The sequence below is a fragment of the Solibacillus sp. FSL K6-1126 genome, from assembly GCF_038003445.1.
Lineage (GTDB): Bacteria > Bacillota > Bacilli > Bacillales_A > Planococcaceae > Solibacillus > Solibacillus silvestris.
Genome location: NZ_JBBOPD010000001.1, coordinates 3783205 through 3800885, shown reverse-complemented (window position 1 = coordinate 3800885; position 17681 = coordinate 3783205). Strand labels below are relative to the sequence as shown.

Below are 17681 nucleotides of genomic sequence, written 5' to 3'. Positions count from 1 at the left end.
ATGCTAAAGCCAGTAACAAAAGAATCTCACAAGGACATAGTAGACTTATGGAATATTTGTTTACCTGACTTTAAGTTGTCGGATCGCTTGCTTGAGCAAAATAGTTGGCAATCACCTTATGTTTTATATGAAGGAAGTGCGATAAAGGAAATAGACGGGGAAATTGCCGGTGTCGTCATTGCAAAAGTATGGCATGAAACACATGGCGTTTCTTTAAATAAGGAGCATGGCTGGATTCAAATGCTGCTTGTGCACCCGGATTACCGTCAGCAAAAAATTGGAACCGAATTATACCGTTATGCAGAACGGGCCCTTCTCAATAACGGCATAAAGAAAATTCAGCTTGGCGGGGATTTAGGGCACTTATTATGCGGAGTCCCGCTTGAACAGCGGGAGGGTGTTACGTTTGCAGAGAAGTTTGGCTTTAAACGAGTTGTTGAAAGTGTAGACTTCACAAAAACCGTAACGGTACCATTATTACTGCCTGAAAAAAAGAATGTTCAATTTGGTTTACTAGAAAAAGAAGAACAACAGCAACTCATTGATTTTATGGCTCAGTCATTCCCTGGGCGGTGGACTTTTGAAGCGCATGATTATTTCGCTCATGGAGGTACAGGGAGAGATTATGTCGTTGTGAAATGGGAAGGCAAGATAGTGGGCTTCTGTCGTATAAATGATGAACATAGTGCTGTGAAGGGGCCAAACTATAATTGGGCAGAGCAGTTTGAGCGATTAGGTGGCATTGGTCCACTTGGGGTAAATGAAGATTATAGAAAGTATGGCTTAGGGCGAGCTGTTATCGAAGCTGCAGAATATTATTTGCAGCAACGTGGTAAAGAGACGTTCTTTATTGATTGGACGGATTTAATCGCCTTTTATGAGAAGCTAGGCTATACAATTTGGAAAGACTACGGAATTTTTGTAAAGCAGGTGGAGTAAATGTGGATTTTAAGTGCTGATATCGGTGGGACAAAATTAGCACTTGCTTTATCGAAGCAAGAACAGCCGGAAATATTAATAAAGCAAATGGAAGTTAACAGTCCCCAGCAGTCTGAATCATTATTTGAGGCGATTATTTCAGGTTTTCATAAGCTTCTGGAAGGTGAAGAAGGGGATGTTATAAAAGTAGCGGTTGGTTTACCGGGAATTTTAGATTTAAAGCAGGGGCTTGTAGTTTTTCAGCAAAACTTGCCGTGGCGTAATTTTCCGCTCGTCCAAAGACTTCAAACGACATTTCCAAAAGCTGAGGTTTTTATGGAAACGGATATGATGACTGCAGCAAATGGAGAATACAAAGTACGTCACTTTGAGAAAGAAACATTCATATATGTCACGATTAGCACAGGAATTGCCTGCTGTATCATACATGAGGGGAAATTTTTAAGAGGGGCCGGAATTCCCGGAGAAATCGGTTTTTCAATAACAGGCTCCGGTGCCTATTTTGAAGAAGTATGTGCTGGACCCGGTTTATTAAACACATTACAGCAGCAAACAAATGAAGAAGGCAAATTACAGCAATTTTTTGAACGCTACTATGAAAAGGATGAACGCATCGTGCCGCTCATACATGAATGGCAGCAAGAAATCGCACAGAAGATTCACAGCTTCATTTTATTAGCAGATCCGCATGTTGTCGTACTAGGCGGAGGAGTTATGAATCATCATCCGCAAATTGTGGATGAAATTTCAGGTTTAGTTGACCAGTATTTTAGTTTACCATTTTTTGAACATAAAAAAGGTAGAGTACAAGCAAGCTTAAATAAAGGAAATGCAGGACTGATCGGTGCTGCGCTGCTATAAAATTATGAAAGAAGCAGTCAGAAAAAATCCTGACTGCTTCTTCTAATTATTTACTATCAGCGAATCCGCATTTCTGTTGCCGGATCAAAGAAGTGAGCTTTTGCCAGATTGAAGTTAAGTGAAAGCTCCTGCCCCATAGCTACATCTGCATCTGCATGTATTTTACCTACAAATTGCTGGTCATCAATTGACGCATAAACAATCATTTCTGCACCGGTTAATTCACTTACTTGGACTTTCGTTTTAACGAGACTGCTTGAATCTTGTTTATGGCCATCATGAATATCTTCCGGACGGATACCTAAAATAATTTCACGGTTAATATAGTTTTGTTCTTTTAATATTTTTAATTTTTCTTCCGGAATGCGGACTTTTTCATTGGCGATTTCAAAATATTCGCCTACAACATTCCCGCGAAGGAAGTTCATAGCTGGAGAACCGATAAACCCGCCAACAAATACATTTTCAGGTGTATCGTATACTTCACGCGGCGTTCCGATTTGCTGAATGACACCATCCTTCATTACAACAATTCGTGTAGCCATCGTCATCGCTTCCGTTTGATCGTGCGTAACATATATAGTCGTTGTATTTAAACGATAATGGAGCTTTGTAATTTCAGAGCGCATTTGTACCCGAAGTTTTGCATCCAAGTTCGATAACGGTTCATCCATTAAAAACAGCTTCGCATCACGAACAATGGCACGGCCAAGTGCAACACGCTGACGTTGGCCACCGGAAAGTGATTTTGGCTTCTTGTCCAATAAATCCGATAACCCTAAAATTGCTGCAGCCTCACGTACTTTTTTATCAATTTGATCTTTCGAGAATTTCCGCAGCTTCAAGCCAAAAGCCATATTATCGTACACATTCATATGCGGGTATAGAGCATAGTTTTGGAAAACCATTGCAATATCGCGGTCTTTTGGTTCAACTTCATTCACTCGTTTACCCTCGATGCGCAATTCGCCTTCAGAAATCGTTTCAAGTCCTGCGACCATACGCAATGTCGTAGATTTTCCGCAGCCTGACGGACCAACAAGTACAAGAAATTCACCAGGTTCAACCTTTAAATGAAAATTTTCAACAGCTATATAGCCATCGGGATAACGTTTTACAAGATGATCAAAATCTAACATAAAAAACCAGTCCCCCTTTTTTATAGTATAAAAGATTAAAAGAGAGCTGCCTTTGTGCAATGTGCTTAAAATTATAAGGGATATTTTGTTAGTTTATACAACAAGGCTGCTAAATTGGCTAATAGCAGGTCATCACTGCGCTTTAAATCCAACGTAGTATCTTCAAAATAACGTTGTGTACGGTATAACAAGGTATTGCGGTGGATATGTAATTCTTTCGCAGCAGAGGACATATTTCCATTATGGGAAAATAGCGCTGTAATGGTAGTAATCATTTCATCATTTAAACTATTAAACAATGTATGCTGCAAATATTGTTGCAACGGCATAGTCAAGTGTAATGGCAATAAAGTTAAGAAGCTTTCAGAAAATGTATAAATCGTTTGGTGCTGCCGTTCAAAAATGGACTGAAATATTTTTTGCTCCGTTAAGAAAGAATGATGCAGCATTTCAGAAACCGGAAGCAATTGACCTATGAAAAGCTGTCCATGCAAATAAAAGTCATTTTCCAATATTGCCATAAAGCCTTCAAGCTCTTCTCGAGTATAATCTTTAAACAAAATAATCCAGAAAGTATGAGGAGCAGCTTCCAGTAGATAAGCATCATTCATAAAGAAAAGCTCAATAGCGTACTTTAATTGCCCGGCACCATTGGTAATATAATATTGTAAAATGCGAATAGGAGAATAATTTGTAGGCTTCGGGACTACACCTTGTGTTAACAATAGTAACCACGGATCCATTTGCTCACTACATTCTTGATAAAAATGCTTTAACATTAAAGCATCTCGTTCGGTTACTTCGCTTTTCGCGATCTCATACCAGCATGCACCAGCTGAATCAAAAAAGATCGTTGTTGCTGAATTATGAGTTGTCGGGTATGTGCTATGTCTTTTAAGGGAAGGGAATAGTTGTGCAAGTTGCATAAAATAACCTCCATCACATTATCTACTTTTTGGTATTGAAAAAACGGTATGTCTTTATTAAAGATCATACCGTTTTTATTATTACTTTTGCTCTTCTTTTAAAATACGTTGTGTTTCATTGAACTCTTCTTCGATTTCCGCATTTGGTTTATATGTCAACATACTCACTACGACTGCAACGACTAAACATGCAATAAAGCCTGGTACAATCTCATAAAGCATGCTCGTTAAACTTTCCGTACGTCCCCAAACGAATGCAACTGCGGCACCGGCAACCATTCCGGCAAGTGCTCCGTAGTTTGTAAGCTTACGCCAGAACAGAGAAAGTAAAATGATTGGACCAAATGCTGCACCAAAACCGGCCCATGCGAATGCGACCAATCCTAAAATTGTGCTTTCCGGATTCCATGCAACAATTGCCGCAAAAATAGATACGAAAAGTACAGCGACACGACCTAAAAATACGTAATGTTTATCTGTCGCAGTTTTGTTGAATAAAGCTTTATAAATGTCTTCAATCAGTGCTGAAGAAGTTACGATTAATTGTGATGAAATGGTACTCATAACTGCTGCTAAAATTGCTGCAAGTACGATTCCTGCAATGAACGGGTGGAATAAAATCTGCCCTAATACGATAAATACCGTTTCTGCATCTTTTAATTCCGTACCTTGCTGCTGGAAGTATGCAACACCAACCAACGCTGTTGCAAGTGCACCTAGTAAACTGAAAATCATCCAGCCAATACCGATACGGCGCGCACTTTTTGTTTCTTTTACAGATGAAATCGCCATAAAACGCACGATTATATGTGGCTGGCCAAAATAGCCAAGCCCCCATGCAAGAGAAGAAATAATAGCTGTTGCTGTTACAGTAGAAGGAAGAAGGCTGAACATTTCCGGATCGACTGCTTTAATAGAATCAATCGTTTCTCCAATACCGCCAGTTAAGAAGATTCCGAAAACAGGAACTGCAATTAATGTAACAAGCATTATAAGACCTTGAATTACATCCGTATAACTAACAGCTAAAAACCCGCCGAATAATGTGTAGGCAACAACTACTGCCGATACGAATAAAAGACCTGTATGGTAATCCATTCCGAATGAGCTCTCAAAAAACTTACCGCCTGATACCATTCCGGAAGATACATAGAATGTAAAGAATACTAAAATGATAATCCCCGATGCGATACGTAATAGTTTCGTGTTGTCACGCAAACGGTTATCCAAATAACTTGGAATCGTGATAGAATCCTTTGTTACTTGTGTATAAACACGTAAACGAGGTGCTACAAGTAACCAGTTTAAATATGCACCGACTGTTAAACCGATTGCAATCCAAGCTTCCACGAGACCCGATAAATAGATTGCACCTGGAAGCCCCATTAATAGCCAGCCCGACATATCCGCTGCACCGGCACTTAATGCTGTTACTGCAGCACCGAGACCACGTCCGCCTAACATATAGTCTGTCAGGTTGCTAGTTTTCCGGAAAGCATACCAGCCAATGCCGAGCATCACAATCATATAAATAATAATGGCCAACAACTGATAACTGTAATCTGACATAAATACAACTCCCTTAATAATAAATTTTTGACTAGTTTACCATGTTGCAATAGATGGTCGTCAACGCAATAAAATATGGCGCTTCTGTACTTATCTATACTTTTTAGACATACGTCCGGCTAAAAATGCACCTGCTGCAACAGCTAAAATTGTATTTGTCTTTTTCGTAAATACTTGTTTTGTAACTAGTGTCAGGTTTTGCGGGCGTTCTGCTAAACGACGCATAAAATAGCCGTACCAATCATTACCAAATGGTACATACGTACAGAAGTTATATCCTTCCTTTGCAAGGCCCAACTGCATTTCTTTGCGGAAGCCATAAAGCATTTGGAACTCAAATTTATCATTAGGAATATTATGCTTATCGACAAAATGTTTTACATGATTAATTACATTGTGATCATGTGTCGCAATCGAAGTGAATTTGCCATGTAGTAAATGATATTCAATCTGCTCGATAAACTTGCGGTCGATATCGGCTTTATTTTGGTAAGCGACAGACTCATCTTCTTTGTAAGCGCCTTTTACAATACGTAAACGGTAATCTTTAAAACGTTCTACATTTTCATCTGACTCGAAAAAGTATGCTTGAATAACTGTACCTACATTATCGTATTCAGCATGGATCTTTTCCAATAGCTCAAATGAAGGGTGTAGACGAGCATAGTTTTCCATATCAAAATTAACAAAAATCTGATATTCATTTGCCAATGCAACGATCTCTTTCAAATTTTCATAGCTAAATTCAAAATCAATATCCAACCCTAACTGAGAAGGTTTTAAAGAAATATGTGCATCCAGGTTTTCACTGTGAATGCGTTCGATTACTGCCAAAATTTGTTCTTTTGCAGCAAGCGCAGCAGACTTCTCAAACACAAATTCCCCTAGATTATCGACAGTGCAAGAAATACCCTGTGCATTTAAATGCTTGATGCTTTCTATAACTTCATCGATATTTGTACCTGCAACGACACTTTGCGCCCCCAGCTTAAATCCGTATTTTTGGGCTGCAGAATTTAATGTTTGATTCTCTGAAAGTGCGATAAAAAAATCTTTTAATGACATTTTAAATAGTCCCCCTGCGAATAAAAAAGTTTTTTAATGTTATTGAGCAGAGTATAAAACAAAAAATTCAAAAAAGGAAATAGAATTTGAGAGGATTAATGTTTGCTAGATGAAAAAGTGAGAAATATCAACGGTTTTTAAAGCAAAAAAATTTTGCTGAAATACTTTCTTAAAACGTTTACATGCTCTAAAAAACATCATTTATAAAACACGCAATAAAATATTGCACTAAGGAAAATGGAAAAGAGACCCACAAGTAGCGGGTCTCTTAAATGGTAATTAATACAAAATATTACCAATTTTATTTGCGTTTTAGACGATATTGCAAACCTTGACGATGAATGCCCAGTGCTTTAGCTGTCTGCGAAATATTTCCGTCATTCAGCTGTAAGGCGTGTGAAATATAATAGTCCTCAACTTTACGCATATATTCATCAAGAGGCTGCAATGTCTGTTCGGAGAAATCGAATAATTTTTGCTGTTCAGAGGCAGTTGGCTCTGCTTGCTGGAGCTTCCACTTGAAGTATGCAGGGATATGTATAAGTTCCACATATTCTTCTGTTGTTAGTAAGGCACTAATATCATCCAGTAAAACTTCAAGTTCTTTTAAATTTCCAGGCCAGTCGTAGTTCTGGAAAATTTCCTCGATTTCAGGTGCTAATCCTTTAACTGAGCTGCCATAAGCAATGCGTCGGCGAGCAAAATAATCGTCCACGAAGGGCTTAATATCTTCACGGCGCTCCCGGAGTGCGGGTACTTGTATTGTTAAGTTCGAAAATAAGTAATACAGGTTTTTGGACAGATGACCTTTCTGGATTAAGTCAATCGGATCTTCACCAATACTTGCAATGAAGACATGGTTACGTTCGGTATGTTTTTCCAGAAGCTCCACGATGCGGTTCTGTGCTTCATCTGATAAAAATTCAATCCGCTCGGCAAAAAACGTATAGTTTTTTTCCTCGGCAATATATTTTTCTATTTGATTGAGCAATGTTTTTTCATTGCGTCGGCAAATAAGTGTGATGAAGCGTTCGTTTTTTTCAGCAAGCTCATGATGAATACCTTCTGCAATCATATCTTTCCCTGTTCCGGATTCACCGACAAGCATAACCGGAATTCGACCGAGTGCGGCAATTTTAGCTTGCTGAATTACTTGCTTCATTGATTTTGAAACAGCAGTAATAATATCAAAAGTTAATGGAGCACCGTAACGACTTAGAGGACGGTCCATCAAAAATTCCTGCTGAGTAATATCGCGGGAAAATTGAATGGCGATTTTCGTACCGTCATTTAGGGTATATGGATAATAGTCATTCATCATTGTCACTTCTTCATCACGGGCATTCCAGAACGTTTGCTTAATATGTTTGAAGCTTTGACCTGAAGCTAAAACTTTTTGCAGCATATTTTGCTCCAAGTTAAAGTCGAGTGACTGTGATAAAAAGCGTTGTGTAATTTGTTCAAGTGATTCACCGGTAAGCTCGCGCATTTTTTTGTTGTATACGATGACTCGTCCATTTTCGTCAATAGCGCAAAGACCGGTTTCTATTTTTTCAATCATAAATTCAAAAACACTAGAGCGATCTAGTTGATTCATGCGGTGTAACCTCCTCCATTTTATTTTAGCATGGGAATGTCAAAATGAGATAATTTGCGTAATTTAGAAAAAATAATTGATTTAAGCATTATTATATTGCATAATTCAAATTAAGAAACATAATATGATGCAAAATAATATTGCACTTAATATCGGAGGTAATGATAAATGATTAACTATAAACATGAACCATTTACAGATTTCTCGGTAGAAGAAAACAAGCAAGCTTATTTGGAAGCGCTTAAAAAAGTAGAATCACAGCTTGGTGCCGATTATCCTCTAATTATCGGTGGCGAACGTATTACGACAGAAGAAAAAATTGTATCATATAACCCGGCTAAGAAAACAGAAGTGATTGGCTCTGTTTCAAAAGCTTCAAAAGACTTGGCTGAAAAAGCGATGCAAGAAGCAGATAAAGCATTCAAGTCATGGAAAAAAGTTAAACCTGAAATTCGTGCAGACGTATTATTCAAAGCAGCGACAATTATCCGCCGCCGCAAGCATGAGTTTTCTGCATGGTTGACGAAAGAAGCAGGTAAGCCTTGGAATGAAGCGGATGCAGATACTGCAGAAGCAATCGACTTTTTAGAATACTATGGCCGTCAAATGCTGGAAATGAAAGATGGTCGTAAAGTAGAAAGCCGTCCGAATGAATACAACCGATATGACTATATTCCACTAGGGATTGGGATTGTTATTTCTCCTTGGAACTTCCCGTTCGCTATTATGGCAGGTACAACTGTTGCAGCTGTTGTTACTGGTAACACAGTATTATTAAAACCAGCATCAACTACACCGGTTGTCGCTTATAAATTTATTGAAGTGCTTGAAGAAGCAGGTTTACCAAAAGGCGTAGTAAACTTCGTACCTGGTAGTGGAGCAGAAGTAGGGGACTACTTAGTAGACCATCCGAAAACACGCTTCATCAGTTTTACAGGTTCTCGTGATGTCGGCTTACGTATTAACGAACGTGCATCAAAATTAAGTCCAGGTCAAATTTGGATTAAACGTGTCATTGCTGAAATGGGCGGTAAAGATACAATCGTTGTTGATAAGGATGCAGATTTAGAGTTAGCTGCACAGTCCATTGTAAAATCAGCTTTCGGTTTCTCAGGACAAAAGTGTTCAGCATGTTCACGTGTAGTAATCGTAAAAGATGTATATGATCAAGTTGTAAACCGTGTGGAAGAGTTAACAAAATCATTAACAATTGGTGACCCTTCAGACAATAACAACTTTATGGCAACAGTAATCGATTCGGCAGCATTCAAAAAAATCAGTGAGTATATTGAAATCGGTAAAACAGAAGGCCGTCTAGTTGCTGGCGGTACTGCAGATGATTCTGTTGGTTACTTCGTACACCCGACAGTATTTGCCGATGTAGATCCGGAAGCGCGTATTATGAAAGAAGAAATCTTCGGTCCAGTTGTAGCGATTACAAAAGCAGATTCATTTGAAGAAGCGATTGATATCGCAAACAATACTGAATACGGATTAACAGGTGCTGTTATTACAAACGACCGTATGAACTTAGAGTATGCTCGCGAAGAGTTCCATGTTGGAAACCTTTATTTCAACCGCGGCTGTACAGGTGCAATCGTTGGTTACCAACCATTTGGCGGCTTCAACATGTCAGGTACTGACTCTAAAGCAGGCGGACCAGATTATTTAACATTGCACATGCAAGCGAAAACAACATCAGAAGCATTTTAATTATTAAGTAATAGTCATTGGAAATTTCCTTGTATAATAGAAAGAACTCCTTCACATTGCCTCGTGAAGGAGTTTTTATTTTGTTCTTCTATTTAGCCCAATCTTTTACTTGTGCATCTGTGCCAAAGACGAAATGGCCAGGGCGGGCTTCGATTACTTTAGCTGCCGGATCATGTTCAACATGTTTGTAGGGGATACGTGTACGGTTACGTTCATAAGCCGGATCTGGCTGAGGAACAGCAGATAATAGAGACTTCGTATACGGGTGGATTGGGTTGTTGTAAATCTCATCCGCACTTCCAAGTTCTAATATTTTCCCGCGATACATAACCGCGATTCGGTCTGATATATATTTTACCATCGATAAATCATGGGCAATGAATAAATAAGTTAACCCACGTTCTTTTTGAAGTTGCTTCAGTAAGTTTACTACCTGTGCTTGAATTGATACATCAAGTGCAGAGATCGGCTCATCGGCAATGATGAAGCTTGGATCTAAACTAAGTGCACGGGCAATACCGATACGTTGACGCTGCCCACCAGAAAACTCATGGGCATAACGGTTAGCATGCTCGCGTGTCAGTCCGACCGCTTCCAGCAATTCACCAATACGAGCTTGGCGTTCTTTTTTGTTTTTATACAGACCATGAATATCAAAGCCTTCTGCAATTAATTCACCAGCTGTCATACGAGGATTTAAACTCGCATACGGGTCCTGGAAGATCATTTGCATTTCACGATTGAATTGCATTAATTCTTTTCGTGACTTCATCTCTGATATATTTTTGCCTTTAAAGGTAATTTGACCTTCTGTAATATCGTAAAGGCGGATAATTGAACGGCCCGTCGTTGATTTACCACAGCCGGATTCTCCGACTAAACCTAATGTTTCGCCTTCATACACATCAAAGGAGATACCATCGATCGCTTTAATCGGTTGTTTGGCAGTGCCAAAATACTGTTTTAAGCCTTTTACTTCTAATATTTTATTTGCCATAATTACATGCCCTCCTGTTGATAGCCTTTAATACGGCGTGCTACCGCCTCAGGAACAGGCATTTTTGGTGCATCAGGATGCAGTAGCCAAGTTTTAGCGTAGTGTGTATCCGATACTTTAAACATTGGCGGTTCCATCTCGAAATCGATTTTCATTGCAAATTCATTACGAGGGGCAAATGCATCGCCTTTAGGTGGATCGATCAAGTTTGGCGGTGAACCCGGAATCGCCATTAACAGCTCATCTGTAGAGTTGTTTAAGTCCGGCATAGAGCCAAGTAGACCCCAAGTATATGGGTGCTGTGGATTGTAGAAAATATCTTCTACTGTACCGTACTCAACGATTTGACCTGCATACATGACCGCAACTCGGTCTGCTACATTTGCTACAACACCCAGATCATGGGTTATGAAAATAATCGATGTATTCGATTTCTTTTGAAGCTCTTTCATCAACTCTAAAATTTGTGCTTGTATCGTTACGTCTAATGCTGTTGTCGGCTCATCGGCAATTAATAGTTTTGGATCTGCTGCAAGAGCGATCGCAATAACAACACGCTGGCGCATCCCGCCCGACAGTTCGTGAGGGTAAGCTTTATAACGTTTTTCGGGGAAAGGGATCCCTACTTGGTCAAGTAACTCAACCGCACGTTTTTTTGCTTCATCCTTATTTGTAACTTTTTTATGCTTTAGAAGTACTTCAGTAATCTGTGCACCGATACGCATTGTTGGATTTAATGCAGTCATTGGATCTTGGAAAATCATTGAAATATCATTTCCGCGAACTTTCATCATTTCTTTCTCAGATAAAGGAATAATATTGCGACCGTTGAAGTTAATCTCACCACCGGCATAAATACCTGGTGGCTGAGGAATTAACTTCATCAGTGCGTTACTCGTTACGGATTTTCCGGAACCGGATTCCCCAACGATTGCTAATGTTTCGCCCTCGTATAATTCAAAGCTTACTCCGCGTACGGCTTGTACGACACCAGCGTACGTTTTGAAATTAATACGTAAGTCGTTTACTTCTAATACTTTTTTCTTCATTGCGTACACTCTCCTTATTTACGTAATTTCGGATCAAGTGCGTCACGTAAGCCGTCCCCAACTGCGTTAAATGCGAATATTGTAATTGAGATTAAAGCTGCAGGGAACAATAATCGCCATGGTGCAGATTGAAGTGCTTTGAAACCTTCAGAGGCCATCGTACCCCAGCTGGCTAAAGGAGCCTGAACCCCTAAACCTAAGTAGCTTAAGAAACTCTCTGTGAAAATTGCACTTGGAATAGTCATTGTCATTGTTACTAAAATAGCACCCATTGCATTTGGGATTAAGTGACGTTTAATGATGTGCCATTGATTTGCGCCTAATGTACGAGCAGCAAGTACGTATTCCTGATTTTTAATTTTCAGTACTTCACTTCGTACAATACGCGCCATGTTTACCCAACCTGTAATGGAAAGGGCGATAATCATAGGAATTAAACCAGGTTCCATAATTACCAATAAAATAATTACTACTAATAGATAAGGAATTGCCGTCAACACGTCTGCGATACGCATCATAATATTATCGACACGACCACCTGCCAAACCTGCGATACTTCCCCATAAAACACCGATAATCAAATCAATTACAGCGGCAGTAATACCGATGAATAATGAAATTCGAGCGCCTTCCCATGCACGGACAAAAATATCACGCGCAAGGTCATCCGTACCGAACCAATGTGTTGCAGAAGGAGAGGTATTATATAAACCTACATTCTGTTCATATGTATAAGAAGAGAACACCGGCGCAAAAATTGCAAATCCTGCAATTATAATAAGAAGGATTAACCCGAGTACAGCTAACTTGTTATGAGAGAAGCGATAAAATACTTCTTTCCAATAAGATACTTGCTTTTTAGAAAGGGCATCTGTATTTTCTGAACGACCGACAACATCGAACATGTCAGCTGATACTTTTGGTATTTGCTGTTCGTTTTGAGCCATTATTTTTTCGCTCCTTTCAATTTAATACGTGGATCGATGACACTGTATAAAATGTCTACGATTAATACAGCCAGTAATAAAATTAATGAATAGAACACAGTCGTACCCATAATTACCGTATAGTCACGGTTTGTAATACTTGTTACGAAATGGCGGCCAAGTCCTGGCACCGCAAAAATCTGTTCAATAACGAACGAACCTGTAATAACACCGGCAAAAAGTGGACCTAAATACGTCACAACCGGCAATAATGCATTACGTAAAGAGTGCTTGAACACGATTGTCCATTTTCCAAGACCTTTTGCACGAGCAAGCTTTACATACTCACTATTGTTTTGCTCCAACATACTTGAACGAGTAAGTTTAGCAATAAATCCGGCATGGGTAACAGCGATTGCTAATGAAGGTAATATTGTATAGGCAAATCCTTTCCAGCCACTTACCGGGAACCAGCCTGCTTCAAATGCCAAGTAATACTGCAAGAGTCCGGCTAATATGAAGGAAGGAACTGAAATCCCTAAAATTGCAAAAATTGTCGCGGCATAATCTCCAAAGCGGTTATGATACAGTGCTGAAACAACGCCGAGTAATACACCAAGACCAATTGCTAAAACCATCGCCTGAAGACCTAAAGCAAGGGATACAGGGAAGCTTTCTGCGATAATGTCATTTGTGGAACGGCCTTTGTATTTCATCGACTCCCCAAAATCAAATGTCATTGTGTCTACTAAATAGTCTTTATATTGGATATACCAAGGATTATCCAACCCATATTTCGCGTTTAACTGTTCTTCGATGGCAGGCGGCAATTCACGTTCGCTCGTGAAAGGGCTACCGGGAGCAAGCTGCATTAGGAAGAACGTCGCTGTAATAATTAAGTACATTGCAAGTACGATATAGAGTAATCGTTTAATGATAAAGTTAAGCAATGTCCGTACCTCCTTTTTATACTATTTTGAAAATTCGATAAAACTATGAAAGGGAGTGCCCGAAATTTTATTTCCAGGCACTCCCTGTTTACGATGACTTTGCAATTAATTTGACCATCGCAGGAGTAAATAATAAATAGTTAAAATTACTTCATTTTAACGTATTTAAGATTAATGTTACCTAAAGCATCTGGAACCATATTTTCTACTTCGTCAGATACAACATTTAAGTTTGTATTGTAGTAAATAGGTGCTACAGGCATTTCTTCCATAATTACTGCTTCAGCTTCCAATAATTTTTCCGTACGCTTGTCCGGATCAGTTTCAGTGATCGACTCATTTAATAATGCAGTGTATTCATCGTTTGACCAGCCAGTTTGGTTATTGCCGTTCTCTGCAGAGTTATACATTTCTAGGAATGTATATGCATCATTGTAGTCAGCACCCCAACCAAGACGACCGATTTGGTAATCGCCATTTCCAATTTTATCCAAGTACACTTGCCATTCTGAGTTATCAAGTTTAACAGTAATACCTAAATTAGATGACCATCCTTGTTGGATGAATTGTGCGATTGCAGAGTGTGCTTCAGAAGTATTGTATGAAACTTTTACTTCTAAATCAGCAGGATTTGCTAATCCTAATTCTTTCAGACCAGCTTCTAAATATTTCTTCGCTTCTTCGAAATCAGCATCTTTGAAGTAACCTTCATCATCGCCGAAGCCTTCTACAGAGTTTGGCACGATACCTAATGCAGGTTCTTGTTCGCCTTTTACAACATTACTGATTAAGCCTTCACGGTCGATTGCCAATGCTAATGCTTTACGAATGTTTTCGTTTTGCATTACTGGATCTTCTGTATTGAACTTGTACCAGTAAATAGAAGACATATCAGAAACGTTTAATTTGTCTTCAGATTTTAAGCGATCGATTGCATCAAGAGAAATTGTCCCGTAAGGAGCACCTAAGAAATCAATTTCTCCAGCGTCAAACATTGTCATTTGAGTTGTTTCAGACTCAACCATTGCAATGTTTACCGTATCGATATCTACATTTTCTGTATCCCAGTAAGTATCGCTTTTCTCTAAAACGATATCGCCTGAATGGTTCCAAGTAGATAAGTTGTATGCACCGTTCGATACATATGTATCTGCTTCTGTGTACCATTTTGGATCCGCTTCAGCTGTTGCTTTATGGATTGGGTAGAACGTTTTAAATGCTGTTAATTCCAAGAAATATGGAGTCGGAGCATTTAACGTTACTTCCAATGTTTTTTCATCGATAGCTTTAATCGCTACATCTTCGGCAGTACCTTTACCGTTGTTGTATTCTTCTGCTCCTTTAATAGGGTAAAGGATAGTAGAATATTCAGACGCATTTTCCGGGTTTAATGCCCATTTCCATGCGTATTCAAAATCTTCAGCTGTAACTTTTTCTCCATTTGACCATTGTGCGTCACGTAAAGTGAATGTATAAGTTAAAAGATCATCCGATACTTTATAATCTTCAGCGGCAGCTAAAACAGGCTCGCCTTCAACCAATGTTGTTAAACCTTCAAAAGTATTTTCTAAAATTGCGCCAGAAGTTGTATCTGAAGCTAATTGTGGATGTAATGAAGGTGGCTCAGAAGTGATTAGTAAATCTAATTCTTTTTCCCCATCTCCAGATGATGTTGATTTAGTTTCATCTCCTCCACATGCTGCAAGTAATGCAGATAATGAAAGTGCTGTAGCAGTCAATGCGACCTTTTTGTTGCGTTTCATAAATACCCCTCCTAGAAAATCATGTAAATTAAATTTTCTGATAATTTTTTGATGCGTTATTTTAATATATCAGAATATTTGTATGAAATATATACTACATTTGAAATTTTTTATAGATACTAATAAGTAAAACAATTACGAAAATTTTTAATTATTTTACTATAAGGTAATATTATTTGGATAAAATAATAGATAGTTATAAAATTCTCGAAAGTATTAATAATCTGCTGTTTTATGTAACTTGTTTTGAAAATTTAGAATTGTATTATTGTGTAACAATTTTGACACATAAAACTTTCTTTTTTTCTTGAAAACATGCAAAATAGAAGAGAGCATTTGAAAGGTGGTATATATATGAAAACAGAACAACAATATTTTGAAGAGAGCAAGTCCATGAAAGAATATATGGATGCAATGTCTCAATTAAAAGAACAAAGCTTTGCTATTTATGAGAGCTTTGAGCTTCCGGAAGATACAGCTTTTATTGAAAAGCTGAAAAATGCCAATGTCCATATTTTAGCTATTACTGAAGACTGGTGCGGGGATGCAATGATTAACAATCCAATCATTCGCAAAGTTGCAGAAGCAGCAGATGTAGAAATTCGTACAGCATTACGCGACGCGGATACAGATTTGATTGATCGTTATTTAACGAATGGTGGACGTGCTATTCCAATGTACTTGATTTTAAATGAAGCAGGAGAAGTAATTACAACATGGGGCCCACGTGCACCGCAATTACAGCAGCTAGTAACCGATTTACGTGCAACATTACCGGATAAAGAAGATCCAACATTTGAAGACGCACAAAAAGCGGTATACGAAAATATGCGCGGACAATATGTAAACGATTCAAAGCTGTGGAGCTATGTATATGAAGATTTTAAAAATAAGGTAACAGCAGCAATATAATTTAACTTAACCTGTTACTTTTACGAGTTCTTACTATATAATATAGTAGGAACTTTTTTCTATTTTAAGCGTATTATTGAAGAGAATATCCTGGGTACTATTGTTGCTTTTCTAAAACAGACAGCAGTATACTTTGGACAGAATGAAAAATATAATTAATCAGGATGAGATCAATATGAAAAGAGCGAGAATTATATATAACCCAACTTCGGGTCGTGAAGTATTTAAGAGACATCTTCCGGAAGTATTGGAGAAACTCGAAATAGCAGGATATGAAACTTCATGTCATGCAACGACTGGTGAAGGTGATGCAACAAAAGCTGCAATCGAAGCTGTAAGACGCGAATTTGATGTTGTAATTGCGGTAGGTGGAGACGGGACGTTAAATGAAGTAGTGGCAGGTGTTAGTCAATGCGAAAAACGGCCAAAGCTTGGTTTAATTCCAATGGGGACGACAAATGACTTTGCACGGGCTGTTCGTATTCCCCGAAATGTTGAAGAAGCACTAAACATCATTCTTGCAGGGGATACAATACCTGTCGATGTCGGTATATTGAATGAAGACCGCTACTTCATTAACATTGCTGCAGGCGGGCGTATCACCGAGCTGACATACGAAGTACCGAGCAGAATGAAAACGGTACTTGGACAAATGGCGTATTATTTGAAGGCAATTGAAATGATTCCTTCTATTAAAGCAACTCATATGAAAATCCAAATGGATGAAGAAGAGTTTGATGGTAAAGCGATGATGTTTTTATGTGGCTTAACAAATTCAGTAGGCGGTTTCGAAAAAATCGCACCCGATGCATCAATCAACGACGGACTGTTCACTGTTATGATTTTAAAGGAATGCAATATTGCGGAATTCATACGTATTGCTTCATTGGCATTGCGTGGCGAGCATTTATCCGACGAACGTCTCATTTACAGAAAAGCTAGTCGTGTTGTCGTATCATCTGATCAAGAAGTGCATTTAAATCTGGACGGTGAATATGGCGGCGATGCACCAGCTGTTTTCCAAAATTTAAAAAGGCATATTGAAGTATTCGTGCCGAAAGATAAAATTCGTGAAATTGAAACGGATGAAGAAGTAATTTAACTATAGCTTGCAAGGGTAGTGGAATGCCCTTGTGAGTTTTTTGTTTTTATCGGGAAGAGTCGGGGGACGGGGAGTGAGCGGTTTTCTAATATAAGTGCTTAAATGTTCTAATAAAATAAATTAAGTTCTAATAAAAGCGGGAAGTTCTAATATATCGCTTTGAACTTCTAATA

General features: G+C 38.6%; 15 protein-coding genes. 5 read left to right on the top strand and 10 right to left on the bottom strand.

Translation table 11 applies throughout. The annotated features are described in order from the left end of the window. Positions 1-939 (top strand): GNAT family N-acetyltransferase, encoded by a 939-nt coding sequence (locus tag MHH44_RS18970; RefSeq protein ID WP_340799345.1) that lies wholly within the window; start codon positions 1-3, stop codon positions 937-939. After that, positions 940-1800, top strand: coding sequence for an ROK family protein (locus MHH44_RS18965; protein ID WP_340799344.1), 861 nt, complete (start codon positions 940-942; stop codon positions 1798-1800). It begins immediately after the preceding gene. A gap of 56 nt (positions 1801-1856) precedes the next feature. Here the strand turns inward: MHH44_RS18965 and MHH44_RS18960 are convergent, their stop codons facing one another. From MHH44_RS18960 to MHH44_RS18940, 5 genes are all read right to left on the bottom strand, one after another. Continuing rightward, positions 1857-2939: an ABC transporter ATP-binding protein gene (locus MHH44_RS18960; RefSeq protein ID WP_340799343.1), complete on the bottom strand. Its 1083-nt coding sequence runs from the start codon at positions 2937-2939 to the stop codon at positions 1857-1859. A gap of 71 nt (positions 2940-3010) precedes the next feature. Further along, complete coding sequence (locus MHH44_RS18955) at positions 3011-3865, bottom strand: helix-turn-helix domain-containing protein (protein ID WP_340799342.1); 855 nt, start codon at positions 3863-3865, stop codon at positions 3011-3013. An 81-nt stretch (positions 3866-3946) separates the two neighbouring features. Further along, positions 3947-5434 (bottom strand): sodium/proline symporter PutP, encoded by a 1488-nt coding sequence (gene putP / locus MHH44_RS18950; protein ID WP_340799341.1) that lies wholly within the window; start codon positions 5432-5434, stop codon positions 3947-3949. 90 nt (positions 5435-5524) lie between these two features. Then, a complete protein-coding gene (locus tag MHH44_RS18945) occupies positions 5525-6499 on the bottom strand; it encodes a proline dehydrogenase family protein (protein ID WP_340799340.1) in 975 nt (324 codons plus the stop codon). A gap of 301 nt (positions 6500-6800) precedes the next feature. Next, complete coding sequence (locus MHH44_RS18940) at positions 6801-8096, bottom strand: sigma-54-dependent Fis family transcriptional regulator (protein WP_008405508.1); 1296 nt, start codon at positions 8094-8096, stop codon at positions 6801-6803. Positions 8097-8264: 168 nt separating this feature from the next. On the opposite strand from MHH44_RS18940, the gene pruA reads away from it, so the two are divergent. After that, positions 8265-9809: an L-glutamate gamma-semialdehyde dehydrogenase gene (pruA, locus tag MHH44_RS18935; protein WP_008405509.1), complete on the top strand. Its 1545-nt coding sequence runs from the start codon at positions 8265-8267 to the stop codon at positions 9807-9809. 88 nt (positions 9810-9897) lie between these two features. Here the strand turns inward: pruA and MHH44_RS18930 are convergent, their stop codons facing one another. The 5 genes from MHH44_RS18930 to MHH44_RS18910 form a co-directional block, all read right to left on the bottom strand. Then, positions 9898-10806 carry an ABC transporter ATP-binding protein gene (locus tag MHH44_RS18930; protein WP_008405511.1) on the bottom strand — a complete coding sequence of 303 codons (909 nt, stop codon included), beginning with the start codon at positions 10804-10806 and terminating at the stop codon, positions 9898-9900. Positions 10807-10808: 2 nt separating this feature from the next. Then, on the bottom strand, positions 10809-11855 hold the full coding sequence (locus tag MHH44_RS18925) for an ABC transporter ATP-binding protein (protein WP_008405512.1): 1047 nt from the start codon (positions 11853-11855) through the stop codon (positions 10809-10811). A gap of 14 nt (positions 11856-11869) precedes the next feature. After that, the gene (locus MHH44_RS18920; RefSeq protein ID WP_340799339.1) at positions 11870-12802 is read right to left on the bottom strand and encodes an ABC transporter permease; all 933 of its coding nucleotides are present in this window, start codon (positions 12800-12802) and stop codon (positions 11870-11872) included. Then, complete coding sequence (locus tag MHH44_RS18915; protein WP_008405519.1) at positions 12802-13731, bottom strand: ABC transporter permease; 930 nt, start codon at positions 13729-13731, stop codon at positions 12802-12804. Before MHH44_RS18915 ends, MHH44_RS18920 begins: the two co-directional genes overlap by 1 nt. Positions 13732-13877: 146 nt before the next feature. Continuing rightward, positions 13878-15494, bottom strand: coding sequence for a peptide ABC transporter substrate-binding protein (locus MHH44_RS18910; protein WP_008405521.1), 1617 nt, complete (start codon positions 15492-15494; stop codon positions 13878-13880). A gap of 354 nt (positions 15495-15848) precedes the next feature. Between MHH44_RS18910 and MHH44_RS18905 the strand changes: the two genes are divergently transcribed. Next, positions 15849-16406, top strand: coding sequence for a thioredoxin family protein (locus MHH44_RS18905; protein ID WP_340799338.1), 558 nt, complete (start codon positions 15849-15851; stop codon positions 16404-16406). 175 nt (positions 16407-16581) lie between these two features. Beyond that, positions 16582-17508, top strand: coding sequence for a diacylglycerol kinase (locus MHH44_RS18900; RefSeq protein ID WP_340799337.1), 927 nt, complete (start codon positions 16582-16584; stop codon positions 17506-17508). Positions 17509-17681 lie beyond the last annotated feature (173 nt).

Bases quoted from the DNA above. Each gene is read 5' to 3' on its own strand.
- MHH44_RS18945 (WP_340799340.1), bottom strand. From the start codon at position 6,499: ATGTCATTAAAAGATTTTTTTATCGCACTTTCAGAGAATCAAACATTA.
- pruA (WP_008405509.1), top strand. From the start codon at position 8,265: ATGATTAACTATAAACATGAACCATTTACAGATTTCTCGGTAGAAGAA.
- MHH44_RS18930 (WP_008405511.1), bottom strand. From the start codon at position 10,806: ATGGCAAATAAAATATTAGAAGTAAAAGGCTTAAAACAGTATTTTGGC.
- MHH44_RS18965 (WP_340799344.1), top strand. From the start codon at position 940: ATGTGGATTTTAAGTGCTGATATCGGTGGGACAAAATTAGCACTTGCT.
- MHH44_RS18955 (WP_340799342.1), bottom strand. From the start codon at position 3,865: ATGCAACTTGCACAACTATTCCCTTCCCTTAAAAGACATAGCACATAC.
- MHH44_RS18920 (WP_340799339.1), bottom strand. From the start codon at position 12,802: ATGGCTCAAAACGAACAGCAAATACCAAAAGTATCAGCTGACATGTTC.
- MHH44_RS18910 (WP_008405521.1), bottom strand. From the start codon at position 15,494: ATGAAACGCAACAAAAAGGTCGCATTGACTGCTACAGCACTTTCATTA.
- putP (WP_340799341.1), bottom strand. From the start codon at position 5,434: ATGTCAGATTACAGTTATCAGTTGTTGGCCATTATTATTTATATGATT.
- MHH44_RS18940 (WP_008405508.1), bottom strand. From the start codon at position 8,096: ATGAATCAACTAGATCGCTCTAGTGTTTTTGAATTTATGATTGAAAAA.
- MHH44_RS18905 (WP_340799338.1), top strand. From the start codon at position 15,849: ATGAAAACAGAACAACAATATTTTGAAGAGAGCAAGTCCATGAAAGAA.
- MHH44_RS18960 (WP_340799343.1), bottom strand. From the start codon at position 2,939: ATGTTAGATTTTGATCATCTTGTAAAACGTTATCCCGATGGCTATATA.
- MHH44_RS18900 (WP_340799337.1), top strand. From the start codon at position 16,582: ATGAAAAGAGCGAGAATTATATATAACCCAACTTCGGGTCGTGAAGTA.
- MHH44_RS18925 (WP_008405512.1), bottom strand. From the start codon at position 11,855: ATGAAGAAAAAAGTATTAGAAGTAAACGACTTACGTATTAATTTCAAA.
- MHH44_RS18970 (WP_340799345.1), top strand. From the start codon at position 1: ATGCTAAAGCCAGTAACAAAAGAATCTCACAAGGACATAGTAGACTTA.